General features: G+C 66.5%; 12 protein-coding genes. 4 read left to right on the top strand and 8 right to left on the bottom strand.

Going from position 1 to position 18,892, the window contains the following annotated elements:
- Positions 1-23 precede the first annotated feature (23 nt).
- The 5 genes from N8N77_RS07860 to N8N77_RS07840 all read right to left on the bottom strand — a co-directional run bounded on the left by N8N77_RS07860 (position 24) and on the right by N8N77_RS07840 (position 7,524).
- The gene (locus N8N77_RS07860) at positions 24-2,042 is read right to left on the bottom strand and encodes a DUF6541 family protein (protein WP_314732521.1); all 2,019 of its coding nucleotides are present in this window, start codon (positions 2,040-2,042) and stop codon (positions 24-26) included.
- Between the two features lie 25 nt (positions 2,043-2,067).
- Positions 2,068-3,219: a UDP-galactopyranose mutase gene (glf, locus tag N8N77_RS07855; RefSeq protein ID WP_261166048.1), complete on the bottom strand. Its 1,152-nt coding sequence runs from the start codon at positions 3,217-3,219 to the stop codon at positions 2,068-2,070.
- A gap of 13 nt (positions 3,220-3,232) precedes the next feature.
- On the bottom strand, positions 3,233-5,116 hold the full coding sequence (locus N8N77_RS07850) for a DUF6020 family protein (RefSeq protein WP_261166394.1): 1,884 nt from the start codon (positions 5,114-5,116) through the stop codon (positions 3,233-3,235).
- A 49-nt stretch (positions 5,117-5,165) separates the two neighbouring features.
- Entirely contained in the window at positions 5,166-6,104 is a 939-nt protein-coding gene (locus N8N77_RS07845) for a glycosyltransferase (RefSeq protein ID WP_261166046.1), read from the bottom strand.
- 154 nt (positions 6,105-6,258) lie between these two features.
- Entirely contained in the window at positions 6,259-7,524 is a 1,266-nt protein-coding gene (locus N8N77_RS07840; RefSeq protein ID WP_261166045.1) for a polysaccharide pyruvyl transferase family protein, read from the bottom strand.
- A 279-nt stretch (positions 7,525-7,803) separates the two neighbouring features.
- Here N8N77_RS07840 and N8N77_RS07835 point away from each other — a divergent pair, with 279 nt between their 5' ends.
- Complete coding sequence (locus N8N77_RS07835; RefSeq protein WP_261166043.1) at positions 7,804-8,256, top strand: GtrA family protein; 453 nt, start codon at positions 7,804-7,806, stop codon at positions 8,254-8,256.
- Here N8N77_RS07835 and N8N77_RS07830 read toward each other — a convergent pair.
- Entirely contained in the window at positions 8,204-10,093 is a 1,890-nt protein-coding gene (locus N8N77_RS07830; protein ID WP_261166041.1) for a DUF6020 family protein, read from the bottom strand. The two genes, N8N77_RS07835 and N8N77_RS07830, sit on opposite strands and share 53 nt — an antisense overlap.
- Positions 10,094-10,164: 71 nt before the next feature.
- Here N8N77_RS07830 and N8N77_RS07825 point away from each other — a divergent pair, with 71 nt between their 5' ends.
- Complete coding sequence (locus tag N8N77_RS07825; protein WP_261166039.1) at positions 10,165-12,216, top strand: acyltransferase family protein; 2,052 nt, start codon at positions 10,165-10,167, stop codon at positions 12,214-12,216.
- 36 nt (positions 12,217-12,252) lie between these two features.
- The gene (locus tag N8N77_RS07820; RefSeq protein WP_261166037.1) at positions 12,253-13,335 is read left to right on the top strand and encodes a glycosyltransferase; all 1,083 of its coding nucleotides are present in this window, start codon (positions 12,253-12,255) and stop codon (positions 13,333-13,335) included.
- Here the strand turns inward: N8N77_RS07820 and N8N77_RS07815 are convergent.
- Entirely contained in the window at positions 13,315-15,036 is a 1,722-nt protein-coding gene (locus tag N8N77_RS07815; RefSeq protein ID WP_261166035.1) for a glycosyltransferase family 2 protein, read from the bottom strand. The genes N8N77_RS07820 and N8N77_RS07815 overlap by 21 nt on opposite strands.
- Before the next feature lie 37 nt (positions 15,037-15,073).
- Positions 15,074-17,833: a hypothetical protein gene (locus tag N8N77_RS07810; RefSeq protein WP_261166033.1), complete on the bottom strand. Its 2,760-nt coding sequence runs from the start codon at positions 17,831-17,833 to the stop codon at positions 15,074-15,076.
- 129 nt (positions 17,834-17,962) lie between these two features.
- Between N8N77_RS07810 and N8N77_RS07805 the strand changes: the two genes are divergently transcribed.
- Positions 17,963-18,880, top strand: coding sequence for a glycosyltransferase family A protein (locus tag N8N77_RS07805; protein WP_261166032.1), 918 nt, complete (start codon positions 17,963-17,965; stop codon positions 18,878-18,880).
- The last annotated feature ends 12 nt before the right edge of the window (positions 18,881-18,892 follow it).

The raw sequence follows: 18,892 nt of genomic DNA, 5'->3' as shown, positions 1-18,892 counted from the left end.
CCCGCACGCCCTTCCCCGGGGCATCAGGGCAGCGGCCCGCATTGGTCGATGCGGTAGAGCACGGATTCACCGTCGGACGCGACCGGGGTGAGCACCCCCGCCTCGACCGCGGCATGAGGTCCCGGGAAGTGATTGCCGGCCGGGTCTCCTCCGCCGAACTCGTGCGGATTGTAGAGCACGTGGCGCACGCGCAGTTCGTCGAGCGCCGCGCACACGGCCGGGTTGGACTCGACCTCGTCGAGCCGCCACGCCAGCTCCAGCCGCGCCGGGTCCCATTGCCCGTTCACGTGAGGGAACACCGGCTCACGGTCCGCGAACAGCTGGGTCAGAGCGCTGCCGTCCCACGGGTCGCCGAGGACGCGTTGGTCCGCGGGCACTTCCTTGGCGACGACGTGGCGCATGAACGCGGTCTGCGCCGTGGACACCACCTCCCAGTCGGCGTCGCTCGGCGGCTGGTGGAAGACGCGCCCGACCGACTGGGTGACGCCCGTGGCGGCGAGCGTGCCCGTCGCCGTCAAGGCGACGACGGCGGACGCGCCGATCGCGACGACGGCTCGAGCGCGGGCGCCGACGCCGCGAACCGGCACTGCGCGTCGCGCGACGGCGAGGATCCCCATCGTCGCCAGGGGCACGGCAAGGACCGGCAGCGCCGCGGCCAGCCGGAAGCGGTCCTTGTACCAGACCCCCGTCGCCAGCTTGGTGAGCACGTCGTCCGATCCGGCCGCGAAGACGAACAGGCCGGCCGCGAGGACGTAGGCCACGACGATCCACCGCGCGCGCGGACGGCGCACGGCGACGATCACGCCGGCGATGACGGACAACGCGAGCAGCGGCGAGACGACCGTGACGATGCGGTCGACCCCCGTCATGGAACGCAGCAGCAGCACCTGGAGCACGCCCTCCCCCAGCGACTGCACTGCCTGAGCCTGCGGTCCGTTCAGGCGGTTCTCGAGCGGCTCGTCGAAGAGCCCCAGGCCGACGACCGCGTATGCGAACGCGACGGCGACGGCGAGGAGCGCCGCGCCGCCCACCCCGCCGAGTAGGGCGACCGCACTGCGTCGAGCGCGCCCGCCCGCCCGCCAGGCGCGCGCGAATGCCGCCACAAGCCGCCACACGACGAAGGGCGCGACCAGCAGAAGCCAGGTGGGCAGCACGCGCGGGTGCGCGAGCGCCACCGCGGCCAGCGCGATGGCGACACCACCCGCCCCGAGAAGCCACGTCCGCACGCGTTCGGCCGCGGGCGCGGCGGTTTCCGCACGGACGGCGATCACGGTCACCGCCACAGCGGCCGGCAGCAGCGCGTGCGCGAACGCGGTCGGGTAAATCGTGCCCCACGTGAGCAGACCGTAGGGGAACCAGCCGAACGACACCCCGAGCGGGATCGCGACGACCGCGGCGAGCCGATCGGGCACGAGCACGTGCGCGAGCCACGCGATGCCCGGCAGCCACACCGCGGCGAGCACCGCGAGCCACGCCGCATTGAAGGCGACGGGCACGCTCGCGCCCGAGAGCTGGGCCGTGAGTGCGACCAGGTCGTGCCAGGCGGCCGGGTAGTACGCGAGGCCGCCGCTCGCGGTCTCGTTCAGCGAGCGCAGCGTGAGCGACGACCCCGAGAACCCGTCCAGGATCGCGGCGACGGCCGAGAGGTGGAAGACGTTGTCGTAGGTCTGGGAGATCCGGTCCGGGTCGGGTACGCGCCAGAACGCCACGACGGCGGCGGCCAGGGCGGACAGCGCCCACGCGCCCCCGAGTGCCCACAGCGCGCCCCGCCGTAGCGGGGCGGCGACGGGCCGCATGTGCCGACGCAGGGCGAAGGCCACCGCGGCCGCAAGGGCCACGACGGGCAGCAGCTGCCACGCCCGGTAGGGCAGCCCCGCGGCGCCGAACACGACCGCGGCGAGTCCCATGACGCACACGCTGGCCGGCCCCGCGAGCGCGAAACGCGCGAGCACCCCCAGGCGCAGCGGCGCCGTCGCCGCGAGCCCCGGGACGACGACGAGCGCCACCGCGACGAGGATCGCGGGAACGGCGGCGATCCACATCACGGAGCCGTCAGCCGATCACGCGTCAGTCGTCGGATCCGCCGAACTCGTTGCGCCACATCGACAGCGCCGAGCCGATGGCCATGTGCATGTCGAGGTACTGGTAGGTGCCGAGGCGCCCGCCGAAGTGCACGTCCTTCTCGCCCTTCGCGAGCTCCCGGTAGGCGAGCAGCCCCTTGCGGTCCTCGTCCGTGTTCACCGGGTAGTACGGCTCGTCGTCGCGGGTGGCGAAGCGCGAGAACTCGCGCATGATGACGGTCTTGTCGGCCGGGTACTGGTCCTTGCGCTCCGGGTGGAAGTGCTTGAACTCGTGGATGCGCGTGAACGGCACGTCGGGGTCGGGGTAGTTCATCACCGGGGTGCCCTGGAAGTCGCCGACGTTCAGCACCTCCTCCTCGAAGTCGAGCGTGCGCCACGCCAGCGCGCCCTCGGCGAAGTCGAAGTAGCGGTCCACCGGTCCGGTGTAGACAACCGGCAGCTGCCCGACGACGGCCTTCTTGTTCAGCGGCTGGGACTCGTCAAAGAAGTCGACGTTCAGCTTCACCTCGATGTTCGGGTGGTCGGCCATCCGCTCAAGCCACGCCGTGTAGCCGTCGGTCGGCAGGCCCTCGTACGTGTCGTTGAAGTAGCGGTTGTCGTAGTTGTAGCGCACGGGCAGGCGGCTGACGATGTCGCCCGAGAGCTTCTCGGGCGAGGTCTGCCACTGCTTGGCCGTGTAGTGCGCGAAGAACGCCTCGAACAGGGGGCGCCCGACGAGGGCGATGCCCTTCTCGAGGAAGTTGGTGGCCGACGCGACGTCGAACTCCCCCGCCTGCTCCTTCACGAGGGCACGCGCCTCGTCGGGCGTGTAGGACGCCTGGAAGAACTGGTTGATCGTGTGCAGGTTCACCGGGAGGGCGTACACCTGACCCTTGTGCGTGGAGTACACCCGGTGCACGTAATTGGTGAACGTCGTGAACCGATTGACGTACTCCCACACCTTCTCGTTCGAGGTGTGGAACAGGTGCGCGCCGTAGCGGTGCACCTCGATACCCGTCTCGGGCTCGGCCTCGCTGTAGGCGTTGCCGCCGATGTGGTGGCGGCGCTCGATCACGGTGACCTTGCGGCCGGCCTGCGCGGCGCGCTCGGCGATGGTGAGCCCGAAGAAGCCGGATCCGACGACGAGGAGATCAGTCATGGGGTCCATTCTCTCAGGGCATCGCGGCTGCGTTTGACGCGGGGCTAAAGCCCTTGCGCAATGGGGCTTCCTCCGCCGGGAAGGCCGGGGGCGCTGCGACATCCGTGACGGGGCTCGCGGCGTCCGTCTGCAGCAGGTCGTCGGCCCCGTCGCCCGACGGCTCGGTTTCCCCCGCAGCGTCCCCGCGCTGCGCAAGGAGCGCCAGTACAACGAGGCCCGCGCTGTACGTGAGGCCGAGAAGATAGCGCCCCGAGCCGTTCAATGGCGACAAGATGGCGACGCCCGCCTGCAGGGCGAGCGGAACCGTCCATGCGAGGACACCGGGGCGCCGAAGTGTTATCGCGGCTGCGGAGACAAGGATCGTGAAGATTGCCCAGATCGATGGCGAGATGAGATACCGGAAAGGCGATTCGTACACGTCCGCGAGACCGGTCTGGAGGGCGGCACGACCGGCATCGTTCACGCCGGTGAGGTCGAAGGTATAACTGAGCTGCCAGTCCAGCGCCGCCAGCGGAGGCCAGGGGTAGGCCCGTGCCAGCGGGTCGAGGTACCGATCCGACTTCAGCAGCAGGGCGTTGAGATACGTGTCGGGATGCCGAGCGGCGAGCTTCGCCCATATTTCGGTGAAACCGCTCCAGTCCTCCTGTCGAACGGTGCGCCACCGGTAGCTACCGTTCTCCTCGTAGCCGCTGGACTTCACCGGGTCGGCGTTCTCCGGGTTGTAGACCTTTGTCATCTGCTCGATGTCAAAGATCTTCTCCACCTCGGCTCGCTCGTCGTCGTTCAACGCGTTCGGGTGTTCGCGCAGCGTGAGCGCGACCTGCTGCAGCTGCAGAACTCTCGCCTCGACAGGGTCATCGGAGATCACGACGCCGAGCCCGATGAGTCCGCGCAACACGATCTGGAACACGAGCACCGGTAGCAGCATGCCGAGCACAACGCCCAGCCAGCCGCGACGGCGGAACACGAGGAACAATGCGCCTACGACCGCGATGTACACCGCGAACTTCGCGCTGACGATCATGACGGTCGTCGCGATCGCGATCTCCCACACCCAGCCGCGGCGCACGGCGTCGCGTGACAGCACGGCATGCACCACCAAGCCGAACCACCACACGAACGCGGCGGCGAACAACGGGTTCTTCGAGAGGTCCATTGACCACAACGGAGTCATCACGCAGCCGACGGTCAGCGCCAGGGCGACCGCCTTCGGCCACGACTTCGCAACATGGCGCCCCAACAGCTGAAGCGCACGCGCCAGGGCGAAGATCGTGAAAGCGGCCTGGGAGGAGGCCAGCACGACGATCGCGGGGATGTACGAATGAAGCAACACACCACTCGCCCCCGTCACGAGCCCGTAGAGCAATGTCAGGAACGCGTTGTGGTGGTTCGACCAGAGGAGATCCCCCTCGGGGATCAGCGAGTAGGCGATCGGATAGACGTCGTAGGGCTTGAAGGCGTCGGGCGCATACTCAGAGCGCGCGGTCGTGATCTCCGTCACCATGAGCGCGAAGTCCGGATTGACCGCCCCCGGCCAGCGCAGGACGAGCAGGGGCGACCATAGGACGACCAGAACGAGCGCGAGCCGCCACCACGCCGCAAACGCCCACTCGACCGCGACGGCAGCGCGCCCCGGGCTGGGCGTCGCGCCGCCGTGCCGACGGAGCGCGCGCGTCGCGACGAACCGAATGACGAAGAGGACGACGGCGTAGCCGGCCGCCGTCCCGCCGAACACAGCGGCGGTGAGCAGCGGATCATCCCCGACGAGCTGTGTGAAAAGGGGGTACTCCCCCGGGTGGCTCGCCTCGAAGCGCCGACGGAGCCAGCCGGCCGTGGCGTAGGCGGCCAGAACCGTGACGACGATGACCGCCAGCAGCCAACCGCCGGCACTGCCCACTCCGCGGATAGCGCGCGCCGCCGTGTTCGTCCGCCACACGGGCGCGTCCTCAGCCCTCGTGGACGGGTGCAGCGTATTGGAGGTAGTTCAGGCGGCTGGCCTCACGCCGCGCCTTGAGAACGCCGTCGAGCACGAGCCCGACCGACCACGACAGCGCACCCATCACGCCGAGCGCCACCGCGAGGATCGCCGTGGGGAACCGAGGGACCAGACCGGTGTCGAAGAACTCGATCACCAGCGGGATGCCCAGTAGCACCGCAGCGAGCATGAACACCGCCCCGACGATCCCGTAGAAGAACAGCGGCCGCTCGTGCCGAATCAGCTGGACCACCAGATTCAGGATCCGGAAGCCATCGTGATATGTGCGCAGCTTGCTCTCACTGCCCGCGGGCCGATCCTTGAAACCGACCGGCACCTCGGCCTGCGGCACACGCAAGCTCATCACGTGCACCGTCAACTCGGTCTCGATCTCGAACTCCCGAGACGCCGCCGGGAAGCTCTTCACGAACCGACGCGACATCACCCGATAACCGCTCAGCATGTCGCTGACCTCGTCGCCGAAGATCCCGCCGACCAGCCAGTTGAAACCCCTGTTGCCCAGCTCATGCCCGGCCCGGTACGCCGACTCGACACCCTCAGGCTGCGTCCGCACGCCCAGCACGTGGTCGTACGGTCCCTCACGCAGCGTGCGAATCATGTCCGGCAGCGCCGCAGCATCGTACGTGTCGTCTCCATCGATCATCACGTAGATGTCGGCATCGATGTCGGCGAAGGCACGCCGCACCACGTTGCCCTTGCCCTTGCGCTCCTCCCGGCGCACCACAGCGCCCGCCGCGGCCGCCACCTCCGCTGTCCGATCGGAGCTGTTGTTGTCGTAGACGTAGATCACCATCTCCGGCACCGCGGCACGTAGATCAGCGATCACCTTCCCCACCGCGACCTCTTCGTTGTAACAGGGAACAATCGCAGCGATGACAGGCTGAGGCATGCTTGAGGACTTCCGCACGTAAAGGATGTAGGAGACGGCTGGTGGCGACCGTCGTTCGAGCCGACTCAGGCTAGCACGCGGCTACCTGCACCACAGTGCGCCCATGCGGCGAGTGACCGTCGCGTTTTCGCGCACCCCAGCGCGGCGTCTACTCCTAGCCCTTCCGCCGACCGAAGAGCCGCCTTAGCGAGCCCCCGCCCCGGGACGAGCCGGCCTGCGGCTGCTCACCATCGATCACCGCAGCCGAAGAGGAGCGAGCCGTTCCCACATCGACTTCTCCTGCGAGCAGTCGGCGCGCGGTTTCCACTTCCCCTCCGATAACCAGCTCCCAAATCAGCATCTCCCGCTCGGACAACTCGTCCTGCTGGGTGCGCAGTTTCCAGAGAGCGCGCTCGATTCGCCTGTCCACTTCGGCGTCCTGGCCAAGCGTTGCGAGGCAGCGCTCGACGGAGAGGTACACCGCTCGCGACGGGGTCCGGAGCCGCGCCGCGTCCTCCAGAATCCGCACGTGGTACGGGGCCTGCCCCGCGGCGACCTCCTCGATGCGAACGTAGGCGAGCGCTTCCTCGGGTGTCGGATTACGGCGATATGCCGCAACGACGCGCTCCCGTTCCCTTTGCGATTCGGAGCGGAGCTCCGAGAACCTCTCGGCGTTCCTGGCCGTGTGTGTACCGACCCCCCACAAGTCCAGCGGAAACGCCGCCAGGAGACGCTCGGCATCGAACTGCGCCGGCTCGACTGGGCCGAGCTCGTGCGCCTCCTCGACGGAGGTCGCGAAGCGGACGGCCGAGCGTCCGGTGCCCGCGTAGTAGTCCACGTACTTGAACGGATGCTCGTTCGACGAGAGGACGGGACGGGACGGGACTCCGAAGGCATCAGCGAGAACCAATGCGTGGAGAGAACTCGCGATGACATACGAGGCGCCGGCAATCATTCGCGCCATGTCGACAGGATCAGTGCGGGGATCGACTGCGGCGGGCGTGCTTAGTAGCTGCCGATCGTTGAGATTAGGAACGACGAGAACGTCCCCGCTCTCTACTCGAGATAGGTCCGGAAGAAATCGCGGCAGGAGCAGCCCTGGGTCGCCGTATACATCGGGGACGGGGTTCCCGAGCGCGAGCAAGGCAGCGCGCGTGTACGGACCGCGCACCGCACGGATGTCTAGACCCTGGGGCGGTCGCGCCCATGCCTTCCCGTTGATGCCGGCGCCCCAGACCACGTCACCGGGCTCAGTGAGATGAAGCACGCTACCGATAGAGACGAGCCGCCGTGGGCGCTCCGGCTGGCTTGTCGGACTGTGTGCCTCGATGATTCTTCGAGCGATGAGTGGCCCAAGCTCGTCGCCGAAATTCTGGCCGCCCTCGTCGGGCGCCCAGCGCAGCAGGCGCACACCGTGGAGCATCTCGCCGTCGAAGGTCATCCTTCACATCCCTTGCTCACGAGGGCAGCGTATCGTTTCGCCTCTCTTGACCCGCGCCACCGGCGCTCCGCACTCCTCGCGTCAGGCCCGGACGCGCGACGCTTTCGTGGCCGCGAGCCTCGGTCGCGGCAGTGACACGGGGTGGTGATGGTAGATCGGGTCAACCTGCAAGTGGCACGTTCCTTCGTCAACGTAGAATCGGGGAGCCCGGCCGCAGGAGGACTGCGGAGGCCGGGCCAGGCTCGCACGGGCATCCCGCTCGGATCGGAAGGCTCGCACATGACCGCACCCACCGTTAAGCACGTGAGGCAGACGGGATCATTTCTCGTCATCGGCGGCGTGGCATTCCTCGTCGACGCAATCACTTACAACCTGCTTGTTTTCTGGGTGACGGGGCATGGCCCACTCTTCACCTACCCCATCTGGGCGAAGATCATCGCCATCGTCCTCGCCTCGGTTGTGACCTACGTGGGCAACCGTTATTGGACGTTCAGCGACCGACACCTGCCGCACAAGTGGTCTCGCTACATCGCCTTCGCTGTGTGCAACTTGATTGCGATCGCCTTGCAGCTGGGCTGCCTGGCATTCTCACGCTACGTGCTGGGCCTCGACAGCGTGCTTGCGGACAACATCTCGGGAACCTTCATCGGTCAGGCGCTCGCCACCGTCTTCCGGTACGTCACTTACGACCGATTCGTATTCCGGGAGCAGGCGCCGCCGGCCGAGCGCTGATTGCGGACAGCACCGCCACGCCCACAGCGAGCGGCAGTGCCGCGTAGAACCCGAGGGCGTAACGCATGCCGCCGGACACGGGCCCTGCTAGGAGCGTCGCGAACAAGACCATCGCAGGGACGAAGATCGACAGCGCGGGCCAGTTGCGCGCTCGAATGATCAGCGCCAAAGCGATCACCCACCCCCATGTGATGACTCCAGGCGAGAGCATCAGCCCGATCACCGGAATCGAGCGCAGACCTCCGTCGAACAGGTCGTTTCGCTCGAGGAATCCGCGAACGCCTCCGTCCGTCGGACCGAACGGGATGTCGAGGTGCACGCCTCGCACATCGTTGTGGGACATGTAGATCAGCCCGTCATAGGACGGAGCCCCCGGTGCCCAGTACCCCACCGTACCGGCGAGAGTCGCTTCCACGGCGGAGACCGGGTACGCCAGCGCAAGATCGAGCCACCCCCGGACGAACTCGAGCGTTGAGCGCTCACCCCAGTTCGCATTCGCATCCGCCTTGACAGGGTCGGAGATGCCCGGTTCGTAGTGCTCACCGACGGTGGCCGCGTCATACTCGTCGAACAGCGAATCGACGAACGCGAGTTGCTCGGGCGACAGCTCCTCGTGATGATCGGCTGCGATTCTCGCGATCTGTTGGATGGGGACCGACCACGATTCGGCCGGCGGTCCGGGTTCCGCCCCGACCGCGCGGACAAGCGGAACCGCATACAGGGCGTACGCGACGAGCGAGACGGCGAGGATGCCCAGCAGTGGCTTCCAGCGGCGCCGCAGAACCGTCGCCGCAAGCACGCCCAGCCCGATCAGAACCACATAGACGCCGTTGTTCCGGAGAACGAGCAGCGCGAGCGAAGCGGCGAGAAGTGTCCACCACGGCCAGCGCGTGTTGCGTTGGCCTTTCCCCGCTACGGCGATCTCGCCGAGGCATGTCAGGAACACGACCAGTGCGGACATGAACGGCGCGTCCTTCACGATCGTGACCGAGATGAGCCCGAGCGTTGGGACCAGGAGGACCCATACCCCGCAGGCGATCCAGACGGGCGCGGGGAGGCCCCACACCGCGAGGCGATGAAGAAGGAACGCGAATGCTGCGGATGTGGTCAGCACCTGCAGAGCGGCTCCCAGCGCGACTCCTCCCGCGTCACCCCACCCGAGCGACGTTCCGATACCTTGCATTGCGGTGATGAGGAGCGAGTGTCCGAGGGGCTCGTACTGCGACCACTCACCGAAGCCCCTCGCGTAGGCGTACGAGCGGAAGGTGTCGAACGGCACGATCCCGGGCCACCAGAGCACCAGGTACGGGAGGCGGAAGACGAGGACAACTACGACCAGAACAGCAAACCCCCGCCAGCCGCCCTTCCGCAGATTATCGACAGCTCGAGCGGCGCGAGACGTACCAACAGGCCGCTGGCGCAGACGCTCCAGAACGATCAGCAGAGTTGTCAGCCCGATAGCGGCTGCGGTGAAGGTGCCGCCGAGCCTACACAGCACCCAAGCGGTCTCAGCTGGCGTCGATCGAAGGAGCAGGTCGAGACCGGCGTCCGGCTGCTCCAAGGACACCCCAACGATGTCCGCGAACGCGAACATCAGGGCGAGCGGTAGTGCCCACGCCGCGGCACGGACCGTGGCGCGCCGACGAGCCCATAGCGCTGCCATGAGGGTCGCGATGAACACGAATGCCGCCGCGACACTATTGCCGTCCAGAACATCCAACAGGTTCCCGGGACGGGTGCCGGATGTGACCGTCAGCGCCACCAGGAGGGCTCCCGCGACGAGCAGCGAATTCAGCACGGGGGACAGCACTCGGTGCGATGGCTTGCCTTCGGTCACTGCCCTATTCTCGCGCAGTGTCTGCAAGTGCCTTGACGGCGGCACCGCTCTGCCCATGTGAGGATTGTCGGGTGACCGCAGCACGAAGCCCCGAATCCGGCTCCCGTGGTTCCGGCATCCGAACGGACATCCAGGCCTTGCGCGCCTTCGCCGTCATGGCCGTCGTCGGTTTCCACCTGTGGCCGCTTGCGCTCCCCGGCGGATACGTGGGGGTCGACGTCTTCTTTGTCATCTCCGGCTTCCTGATCACGGGCCAGCTCGTTCGGGCGCGCGAATCCGGCACGCTGAAGCTCTCGCGCTTCTGGGCTGCGCGCGCACGACGCCTACTCCCGGCGAGTCTGCTCGTACTGATCGTGAGCGTGGCCCTCACCCTCATCTGGGCGCCGCCGACCGTGGCCGGGCAGTACCTGCGGTCGATTATCGGCAGCGCCTTGTACGTGGAGAACTGGCTGCTCGCGGCCGACGGCGTGGACTATCTCGCGCACGACAATCAGCCCCCGATCGCACAGCACTACTGGTCGCTCTCCGCTGAGGAGCAGTTCTACATTTTGTGGCCGCTGCTCGTTATCGCGGCCACGCTCGGACTTTCCCGGTCGGTGGCCGCCAAACGGCGCGCCCTGCTCATCACCGTGACCACGATGGCAGCCCTCAGCTTTGCCGTATGCGTCTGGCTCACCGCCGTCAGCTATCCTTTCGGGTACTTCTCGACCGTCAGTCGGATCTGGCAGTTCGCGCTCGGCGCCGTTATCGCACTGACCCCGCAGCTGCGTCTGCCTCGCCGGTTGCATATCGTTGTCTGGTCGGCGTGCCTGGTGCTTCTCACGGCCACGGCGTTCCTCTTCGGACCGACAACACCGTTTCCGGGGCCCTGGGCGATCCTGCCGACGGCTGCGACGGCCCTCTTCATCGCGCTCGGCCCGAATGCCCCCGCTCGCGCCATGGGACGCGCAGTCGCCTTGCCGCCGGTTCAATGGGTCGGTGAACAGTCCTACGGCATCTACTTGTGGCACTGGCCACTTATCGTCATCGCTCCCGCTGTGCTCGGTCACGCACCGGATCTACCGCACAATCTCGCACTCCTCGCACTCACCATCGTCCTCGCCGCACTATCGAAGCGTTACGTTGAAGATCCCATCCGCTTCGGCCCGCGTGTTAAGAACGCAGCCCCCGCGCGCATCGCCATCACAACCGCTGCGGCGATGATCATCGTCGTGGCGGCGGCCGCGGTCCCCATGTGGCAGAACGCCCGGGCCGCGGTCGAAAAGCAGGCGGCAGTGGCACACGAACTCGCTGATCCCGCCGATTGCCGCGGGGCGCACCTGCTGCTCGCCCCCGATTGCGAGGGTCATGACCGCGTGACGTACGGCGCCACTGAAGTTGTTCCGACGCTCGCGGGCCTGATGGACGACACCGGCGGCGCCTACGGGTGTTACGACTACGAGGTCACCACGGCTGTTGAACCGGAGAGTTGTTCATTCGGTTCGTCTGCACCGGGTGCACTCCGCATCGCCCTCAACGGCGATTCGCACGGCGCCATGCTGATCCCGGGGTTGCGGGACGTTGCGGAGGAACACGGGTGGAGCGTCGACACGTACGTGGGACGGGGGTGCGTTTGGCGCGTTCCTGGCTCCGCCGACTGCGCTTCCCGATACGCAGCGCTCGATGAACACATTCTGCATGGCGGTTATGACGTGCTCCTCGTGACCGCACTCAACGCACCGGATTTCGGTGACACGCCGCGGGATGTCATAGCCGCCGAGTACGCAGCTGCATGGCGAGCCGCCGAGGAGGCGGGGATTGACGTTGTGGTGCTTGCGGACAACCCGAACGTCCCCCAATCGGCTCAGGACTGCAGTGCCGTGGCCACGGAGTTCGACATCGACACGTGCGCGTTCCCCGTTGCCGATGCAGGATTCTCCGACGACCCACTGCGCTTAGCAGCGGAACTCGCGGGCGTACCGCTCATCGACCTGCATAATGCCTATTGCTTGGATGGGAAGTGCCCGATGGCTCTGGGTGGTGTGCTGGTGTACCGGGACACCCACCACATCACGGCAACATTCAGTCGGACGCTCGCCCCGTACCTCGCCGACGCACTCGCGAGCGCATTGACGCAGCCCTGATCGCCGCGCGCCGCGAGGCGGATAGAATCGAATGCGATGCGCCAAGGTTCGAACGTTCTCGTCTTCCCCGCGTGGCGGGAGAATCCGTACCTCAACCTTCTCGCGCTCGCCGCACGGTCCCAGGGCTGGCACTTTTTAGGTGCAACCACCTACGACAGCCTTCGTCGCCAGCTCGGCCGACTTCAGCCTCATGACGTGCTCCATCTGCATTGGACGCAGCCTCTGCTGCAGTCGGCGGCGTCAGCGCTCGAGGCGGAGGAGCGGCTGGGAGCGCTGCGTCGGGATCTCGAGGGCCTGCGCTCGCGTGGCATCTCGATCGTCTGGACCGTCCACAACCGCCTTCCTCACGAGCTGAGCCACCGAGACGCGGAGATTTCGCTTTATCGGACCTTGGGGGAACTTGCCGACGTCGTGCATATCATGGCCCCTGCCACCGCCGACGTCGTTTCCGACGTCGTCACCCTTGACAGCCGCAAGCTGCGCGTGATCCCCCACCCAAGTTACGAGGGCATCTACGACATGGCGGCGGAACGCTCTGTGGCTCGAGCCGCCTTCGAGCTCGCTGACACGGACCGCGCCGTGCTGTTCCTCGGGCAGATCCGCCCCTATAAGGGCGTGGACGCGCTGATTGCTGCATCACGCGCCGCCACGCTGCCGGGGCGCGAGATCGTTCTCATGCTGGCTGGCGCGGTCAAGGAGATGGCCCAGGAGGAGTTCACGGCCACTCTTCCGGACGACCTGCGCACGATCACCCACCTGTCCTTCGTTTCCGACGGGGAACTCGGACAGTGGTTTCGCGCGGCGGACGTAGCCGTTTTTCCCTATCGCGCCATTTTGAACTCGGGCAGCCTACATCTGGCGGCGAGCTTCCAGACTCCGGTGGTGTTGCCGAACGAAGCGCACCTTAGATCGCAGTTCGGCAGCCAACGTTGGGTGCGCTTTTTCGACCCGGCTCGCCCGACAGACTCGATCGCTGAACTCCTGAGCGATCCGGCTCTGTTCACCGATGTCACCGCTGAAGATTTCGCTGCTTTTACGGATCCGATCTCTCCGTGGGCCATCTCCCGCGAGTACCACGCGCTGCTCGAAGAGTTGAGCTCACGCGCTATTGCTTCGTGAGCCGAGCAAAGACCTGATCCTGCCGGCAGCGGTGAGGAGGACCCTCCTGGCGGCTCGGGGCACCCAGTGCCGCCGTCGGCGTATCATCACGACGGGCCCAAACGGGTCATAGAGGAAGGGATCGATTCTGTCGTACTCCGGCACGGTCGCCTCGCTGCGCACCGACACGACGACGTCCCCTGCGCGCAATGCCGGAGTGAGCGGGCGGTGAAGCGGCAGACTACCCACCCGGAAGCTCGCCGTCCAATCCCAGCCGCCCTCAGGGCTGCGTCGCCAGGCGACAGTTGAGGGCTCAACCGGCGGGTTCCCGGCGAACTCGCCGTCGTAAAGTACGGGGCGCACCGTTCCCCCACCGAGCTCACTCGACCCTGTGAGGGTGAGGCCGCCACGTCCGCCCAGGATCTCTCCAACCGTGGCTGCAGCCTGGTCGCGCATGGCGAGTGCCCGTTCGATCTCCTCGGCGTGAGCCGACGCTTCCGGAACAAGCATCAACTCCCGGTCGCCGAACAGGCTCCGGACGGCCGCGACCAACGACTTCCATTCATGCGCCGCGGTCGCAGCCTGCGGGGCGGTGAGCGCTGACGCGAGCGGAAGCGTGAGCGCCGCATGGTCGCCGGCCCGCCAGAGGTCGTGCGCACTAATCCGTTGCAACGCGGTCGCCCAGGCGCGGAGGCGCACCCGGGGATGCTGGCCCTCGATCGCGTCCGGTGCCGCCAGCACGCGCGCGGCCTCGAATTCACCGTTCGCGGCGAGCTGGAGAGCCAGGCGCTTGAAAGAGTGGACATGGCGAGGCGGCCGGGGGCTCACGGCGAGCAGGCGTTGCAGAGCGGCCGCCACATCCGCGTCCTGAGGCGATGGTGCCTCCCATCGAGAAAGGTACTTTGCGATGTGGACAAATCCGTCTCGGTCGTACACAAGGCCCGCGTAGACTCGCATAAGCCCTTCGTCCTGCGTCTCCGAGACGAGTTCTGCGCAAATCCGCTCTTGCTCCAGATAGCTCAAGATCGACCGCGAGGAGTCGGCGCGAGCGGTCATCGAGCTCACACCCGGACGTTCACGATAGAGGTAAACGACCGCGGAAACGATGTCCACGCGGCGGGCGGCGAGATACGCGCGGACCATGGGAACGATATCGTTCGAGCGCGGAACGTCGGGGAATGAGAGACCGTTGCGCAGCCACCAATCGCGACGAAATGCCTTGTTCCAGCAGGGCCGACTGTAGAGCAGGGTTGGCTCGTCAGCAAGCGTGATGCCCCGGCTCGGTCGACTGAACGCCGCCATGCTGTCCGTGGGGCGCCACGTGTCGACCGGGCGGAACTTGAGGTAATCACCGAAAGCGATATCGGATCCCGACTCGCGGAGGCTGTCAACGAGAGCCGAGTATGCACCGTCGGGGACGATGTCGTCGCCGTCGCTGAAGACGAGGAACTCCCCGCGCGCCACCGCGACGCCTTCATTACGCGCAGAACCTCCGCCGCGACGATTCGCCTCAATGAGACGCACTCGAGCGTCTTCCGCGACAACGGCGCGAACAACGTCACGAGTGGCGTCGGTGGAATGATCGTCGACGACGAGGACCTCGAGGTCGGTCAGGTCTTGCGCGAGGATCGAGCGCAGGGTCTCTCGCACCCATGGTCCGACGTTGTGCGTCGGCATCACGACCGAAAGAAGCGGGGCACGAACCGGCACGTCGGAGGACATCTCTTCCATGCTAATCGAGGTACCCCGCGTACTTGGCTCAGCGGACTGTCATCCACTGACACCCAAGGGTCTTGGTCTTCCCCGCGCCGACATTGTTCACCACGAGGCAAACGTGATGCGTTCCCTTCGGCAACCCCACCGTCTGATAGAACGCGTGGTTGCCCCCGTACAGCGGGAAGCGCTCCGCGAGGTCCTTGCGGTACGCGGTCGCCTGGAAGTACCCCACGGCTTGGTCGCCCGCCTTTACGCGGATCGTGGCGGGACCCGTCGTGTCCGGATCATAAGCCCAGCCGTTCACCTTGATACCGCCAGCCACGTTCTCCCAGGAGTTGATGTAGCCCACGGGCGTCCCGCCGAGCGGCGTGACAGCACGACAACCCAGGGTCTTGGTCTTGCCCGGCCCGACGTTGTTGGAGACGACGCAGACCTCCTGGGCACCGGCCGGTAGCGGGACCTCGACGTAGAAGGCGTGGGCCGATCCATAACCGGGGTAACGCTGACCAATGTCGTTGCGGTGTGCGCTCGCTTCGAATCGACTCACAACGTTGCCGTTCGACTTCACACGCACGGTCACCGCATCGCTCGTATCCGGGTCGATTGTCCAACCCGTGAGCTTTACACCGCCGGGAATGGGAATCCAGTTGTTGACGTATCCAATGGGAGTGCCCGTCATCGGCTCAAGCTTCTGGCAGGAGAAGAAGCTGTGTGAGCCTTCCCCCACGTTGTTTGCAACAATGCAGAGGTCCTGCAGCCCCGCCGGCAGTTGCACCTCCGCTTCGAAACCACGCGCCGCGCCGAACGCAGGGTACGCGGCCTCGATGTCGGGCCTGTTCCGATCCGCCGTTGCGTACGCGGCGGTGTTGGCTCCAGACTTCACGCGAATCGTGACCGCATCCGTGGTGTCGGGATCAATCGCCCACCCGCGTACACGCACTCCCCCGGGGATCAATTCGACCGCCTCGACGGCGCCGATCGGGCGGCCTCCGGGCGGAGAGACATCGAAACAGCCGAGCGTGCGATTCGAGCCGACCCCGACGTTATTGGCTGCGACGCAAATCGTCTGCTGTCCGGGCGCGAGTACCACGTCGACGGAGTACCCTCGGTTGCCGCCGAAGGCCGGGTAGAGCGATTGAGCGGTCGCGCTAGGAAGATCAGCATTCGCGCGGCGCACGAGGAGATCGCCGGACTTCACCCTGAGCGAGACGGCGCCGGTGGAGTCGGGGTCGATAGCCCATCCGGTGATGCGAACCCCACCCGGGATCTTGCTCCATGATTCGACCGCTCCGAAGACGTCCCCGCCGTCCGCGCGAACCGTCGGGCAACCGATTGTCGAGTTGCTTCCCGCACCGATGTTGTTCACCGCGACGCAGAGCTGCTGAGTTCCTGCGGGAAGGCGCACGTCAACGGAGAACCCGTGGTTAGTGCCATAGCTCTGGTACTGCGCGGGGATCGTCGAGCTCTCGAGATTCGCGTTCGCGCGCGCAACAACGAGCGAGCCCGACTTGATTCGCAGGCTCACGAACCCCGTGGTGTTCGGATCAAGAGCCCAACCAGTCAGCCGCACCCCGCCCGGGATTGACTCCCAAGAGTCGATCGCACCGACGGGATTCACCGTGAGGTGCTGTGTCGATCCGAACCAATCGGTGAAGTAGTTGTAGAAGTTCCGATTCCCATAGGACGAACACCCGTCCCCGAGGCCCCAGCCCGCCGCCAGCGCTGCGGCGTTCGGCTGGTAGGGGGTGTAGTTGTAAAGGGCGGCTGTCGCCTTGTTCGCGATATACACGCGGCTCGTGCCGCATCCGGCATTCGGGTGATAGTAGACATCAACCGTCTGACCGGCATTGTGCCGGAAGCCAGATACCATGCCATAGACCTTGAACTGCCGTGCGGCGCTGTACACCTGGTTGAAGAAGCCGTAGTACCGCTCGTCGCAGGGGGCGGTGTCCGGGCAGGCGTAGCCCATGGCGATCTTGTAGACAGAAGCGCCTGGATTCGCCCGCGTCACGAGGCTCTGCTCCTTTTGCAGCACGACTAGCAGGACCTGCGGGTTGATTCCGCACGCACGAGCGACCTTCGCGATGATCGTGGCTGCGGTTTCGTTCGACGCGCCAGCGTAGTCGGACGGGCAGTACTTGTCCGCCGCGCGCGTCGGCGTGCTCTGACGGTAGTCCTTGAGGCAGACATACCCGGACTGGCAGGCATTGCCCTTGCTATTGAGGAAGCTCTGGACGTCCGCCGCCGACATCGTGTCACTGGCGAAGAAGACACTGTCGGAGATGATGTTGCCGGCATTCCAGCCCGCCAGGGAGAGTGTTCTCAGTGCCTCGTCGGCGCCCTCCTCCAGAATCGCGGCGTCGGGAGTCGAGTCGCGGCCAAGAAGGTCGATCTCCTCCTGTGTCAACGGCTGCTGCGCTCCGCCGCCGCCAGGCGTGTCATCCGACGGCGGCTCGGTCTCCACAGGTGCCGGTGACGGACTCGCGGCGGTCGACGACGGCGTGGGTTGAGCAGGCTCTGGCGTCGACGATGGTGAGGGGGTTTCCTCAGGAGTCGCCTGCGGAACGGGAGCAGGCGCGGTTCCGCCGGTCGCGGGCGCAGGCGTATCGCTAGGGGCCGGAGTCGCCGACGTGGTTCCTCGCTCCGCATCGTCCGGTGCGCCAGCGGCTCCAGACACCTCGGGCGCCTCGGCACCGACCTCGCTGGCTCCCCACGCGGGAGACGCAAGCAGCGAGGCGACGAGCGCAAGCACCGTCGCGGCCGCGAGGCGCCCCGGGAACGTTCTCTTCGTGGGCTCCGACATGGAAGCAAGTGTGACAGAAGTAAAGTGTCGTGAACGAAGATGTGGCCCTGGCCTTCTGTCTTGCACGCACGAATCACACCACGCGACGTGCGCTTCGAACACGAGGCGCGCGGAGAATAGGCTGGACGGATGAGCAACCCTCAGGTCGCGGTCGTCGTTCGGACGAAGGATCGCGCAGATTTCCTCGCCCGTGCGATGCGCAGCATCACGGCACAGACCTTCGGCGATTGGGAATGCGTCATCGTCAACGACGGGGGCGACCCCGCCCCGGTGGATGGCCTTGTTGCGAGCCTGTCGCAGGAGCACCGCAGTCGCATTCACGTCGTCCACTCCTCGACGTCACGCGGACGCTGGGTGAGCGCCAACGCCGGGGTGCTCGCCACGTCCGCACCGCTACTCGTCCTGCATGATGACGACGACTCCTGGCACCCCGAGTTCCTCGCGCGGGCCATTGCCTACCTCGCCGCGAACCCGGATCGAGGCGGCGTCGTCTCGCGCATCCGGATTCTGTGGGAGGAGCTTCGGGGTGAGGAGTACGTGACCGTGCGTGACGAGGTGTTCCAGGAGCACCTGACGGCTCCGACGCTCGGCGACACCATGCTGTTCAATCGCTTCGTGCCGATCGGCTTCGTTTATCGGCGCACCTTGCACGAGGAACTGGGTCTCTACGACGAGCGGCTGCCGGTGGTGGGCGATTGGAACTTCAATCTCAAGGTCCTGGCCCGCGGGCCCCTTGAGTATCTCGCTGACGAGCCCTACGCGTACTGGCATCAGCGCACCGGAGACGTGGGCGCTGCGGGAAACAGCGTGATCGAATCGCGCGGGGAGCACGCGAAGTACGACGCGCTACTGCGTGATGAGGCACTGCGCGCCTACGTTCAGGAGTACGGCCCCGGCCTCGCAATGTACCTGACGAAGTTCATCGACCAGCGTCTCGTGGACGTCGAAAACGGGATCCGCGCCGAGGTGCGAGAGGGGCTCAGCTCGCTGAACGTGCCACAGCGCGCATACCGCAAGCTGAGGCGCGTGCTGGGTCGGCAGCGCTAAGAAGGTGCGCCC

It is taken from the genome of Microbacterium sp. Marseille-Q6965 (genome assembly GCF_946151065.1).
Classification (GTDB): domain Bacteria; phylum Actinomycetota; class Actinomycetes; order Actinomycetales; family Microbacteriaceae; genus Microbacterium.
This window is presented reverse-complemented; position numbering and strand designations above follow the sequence as displayed.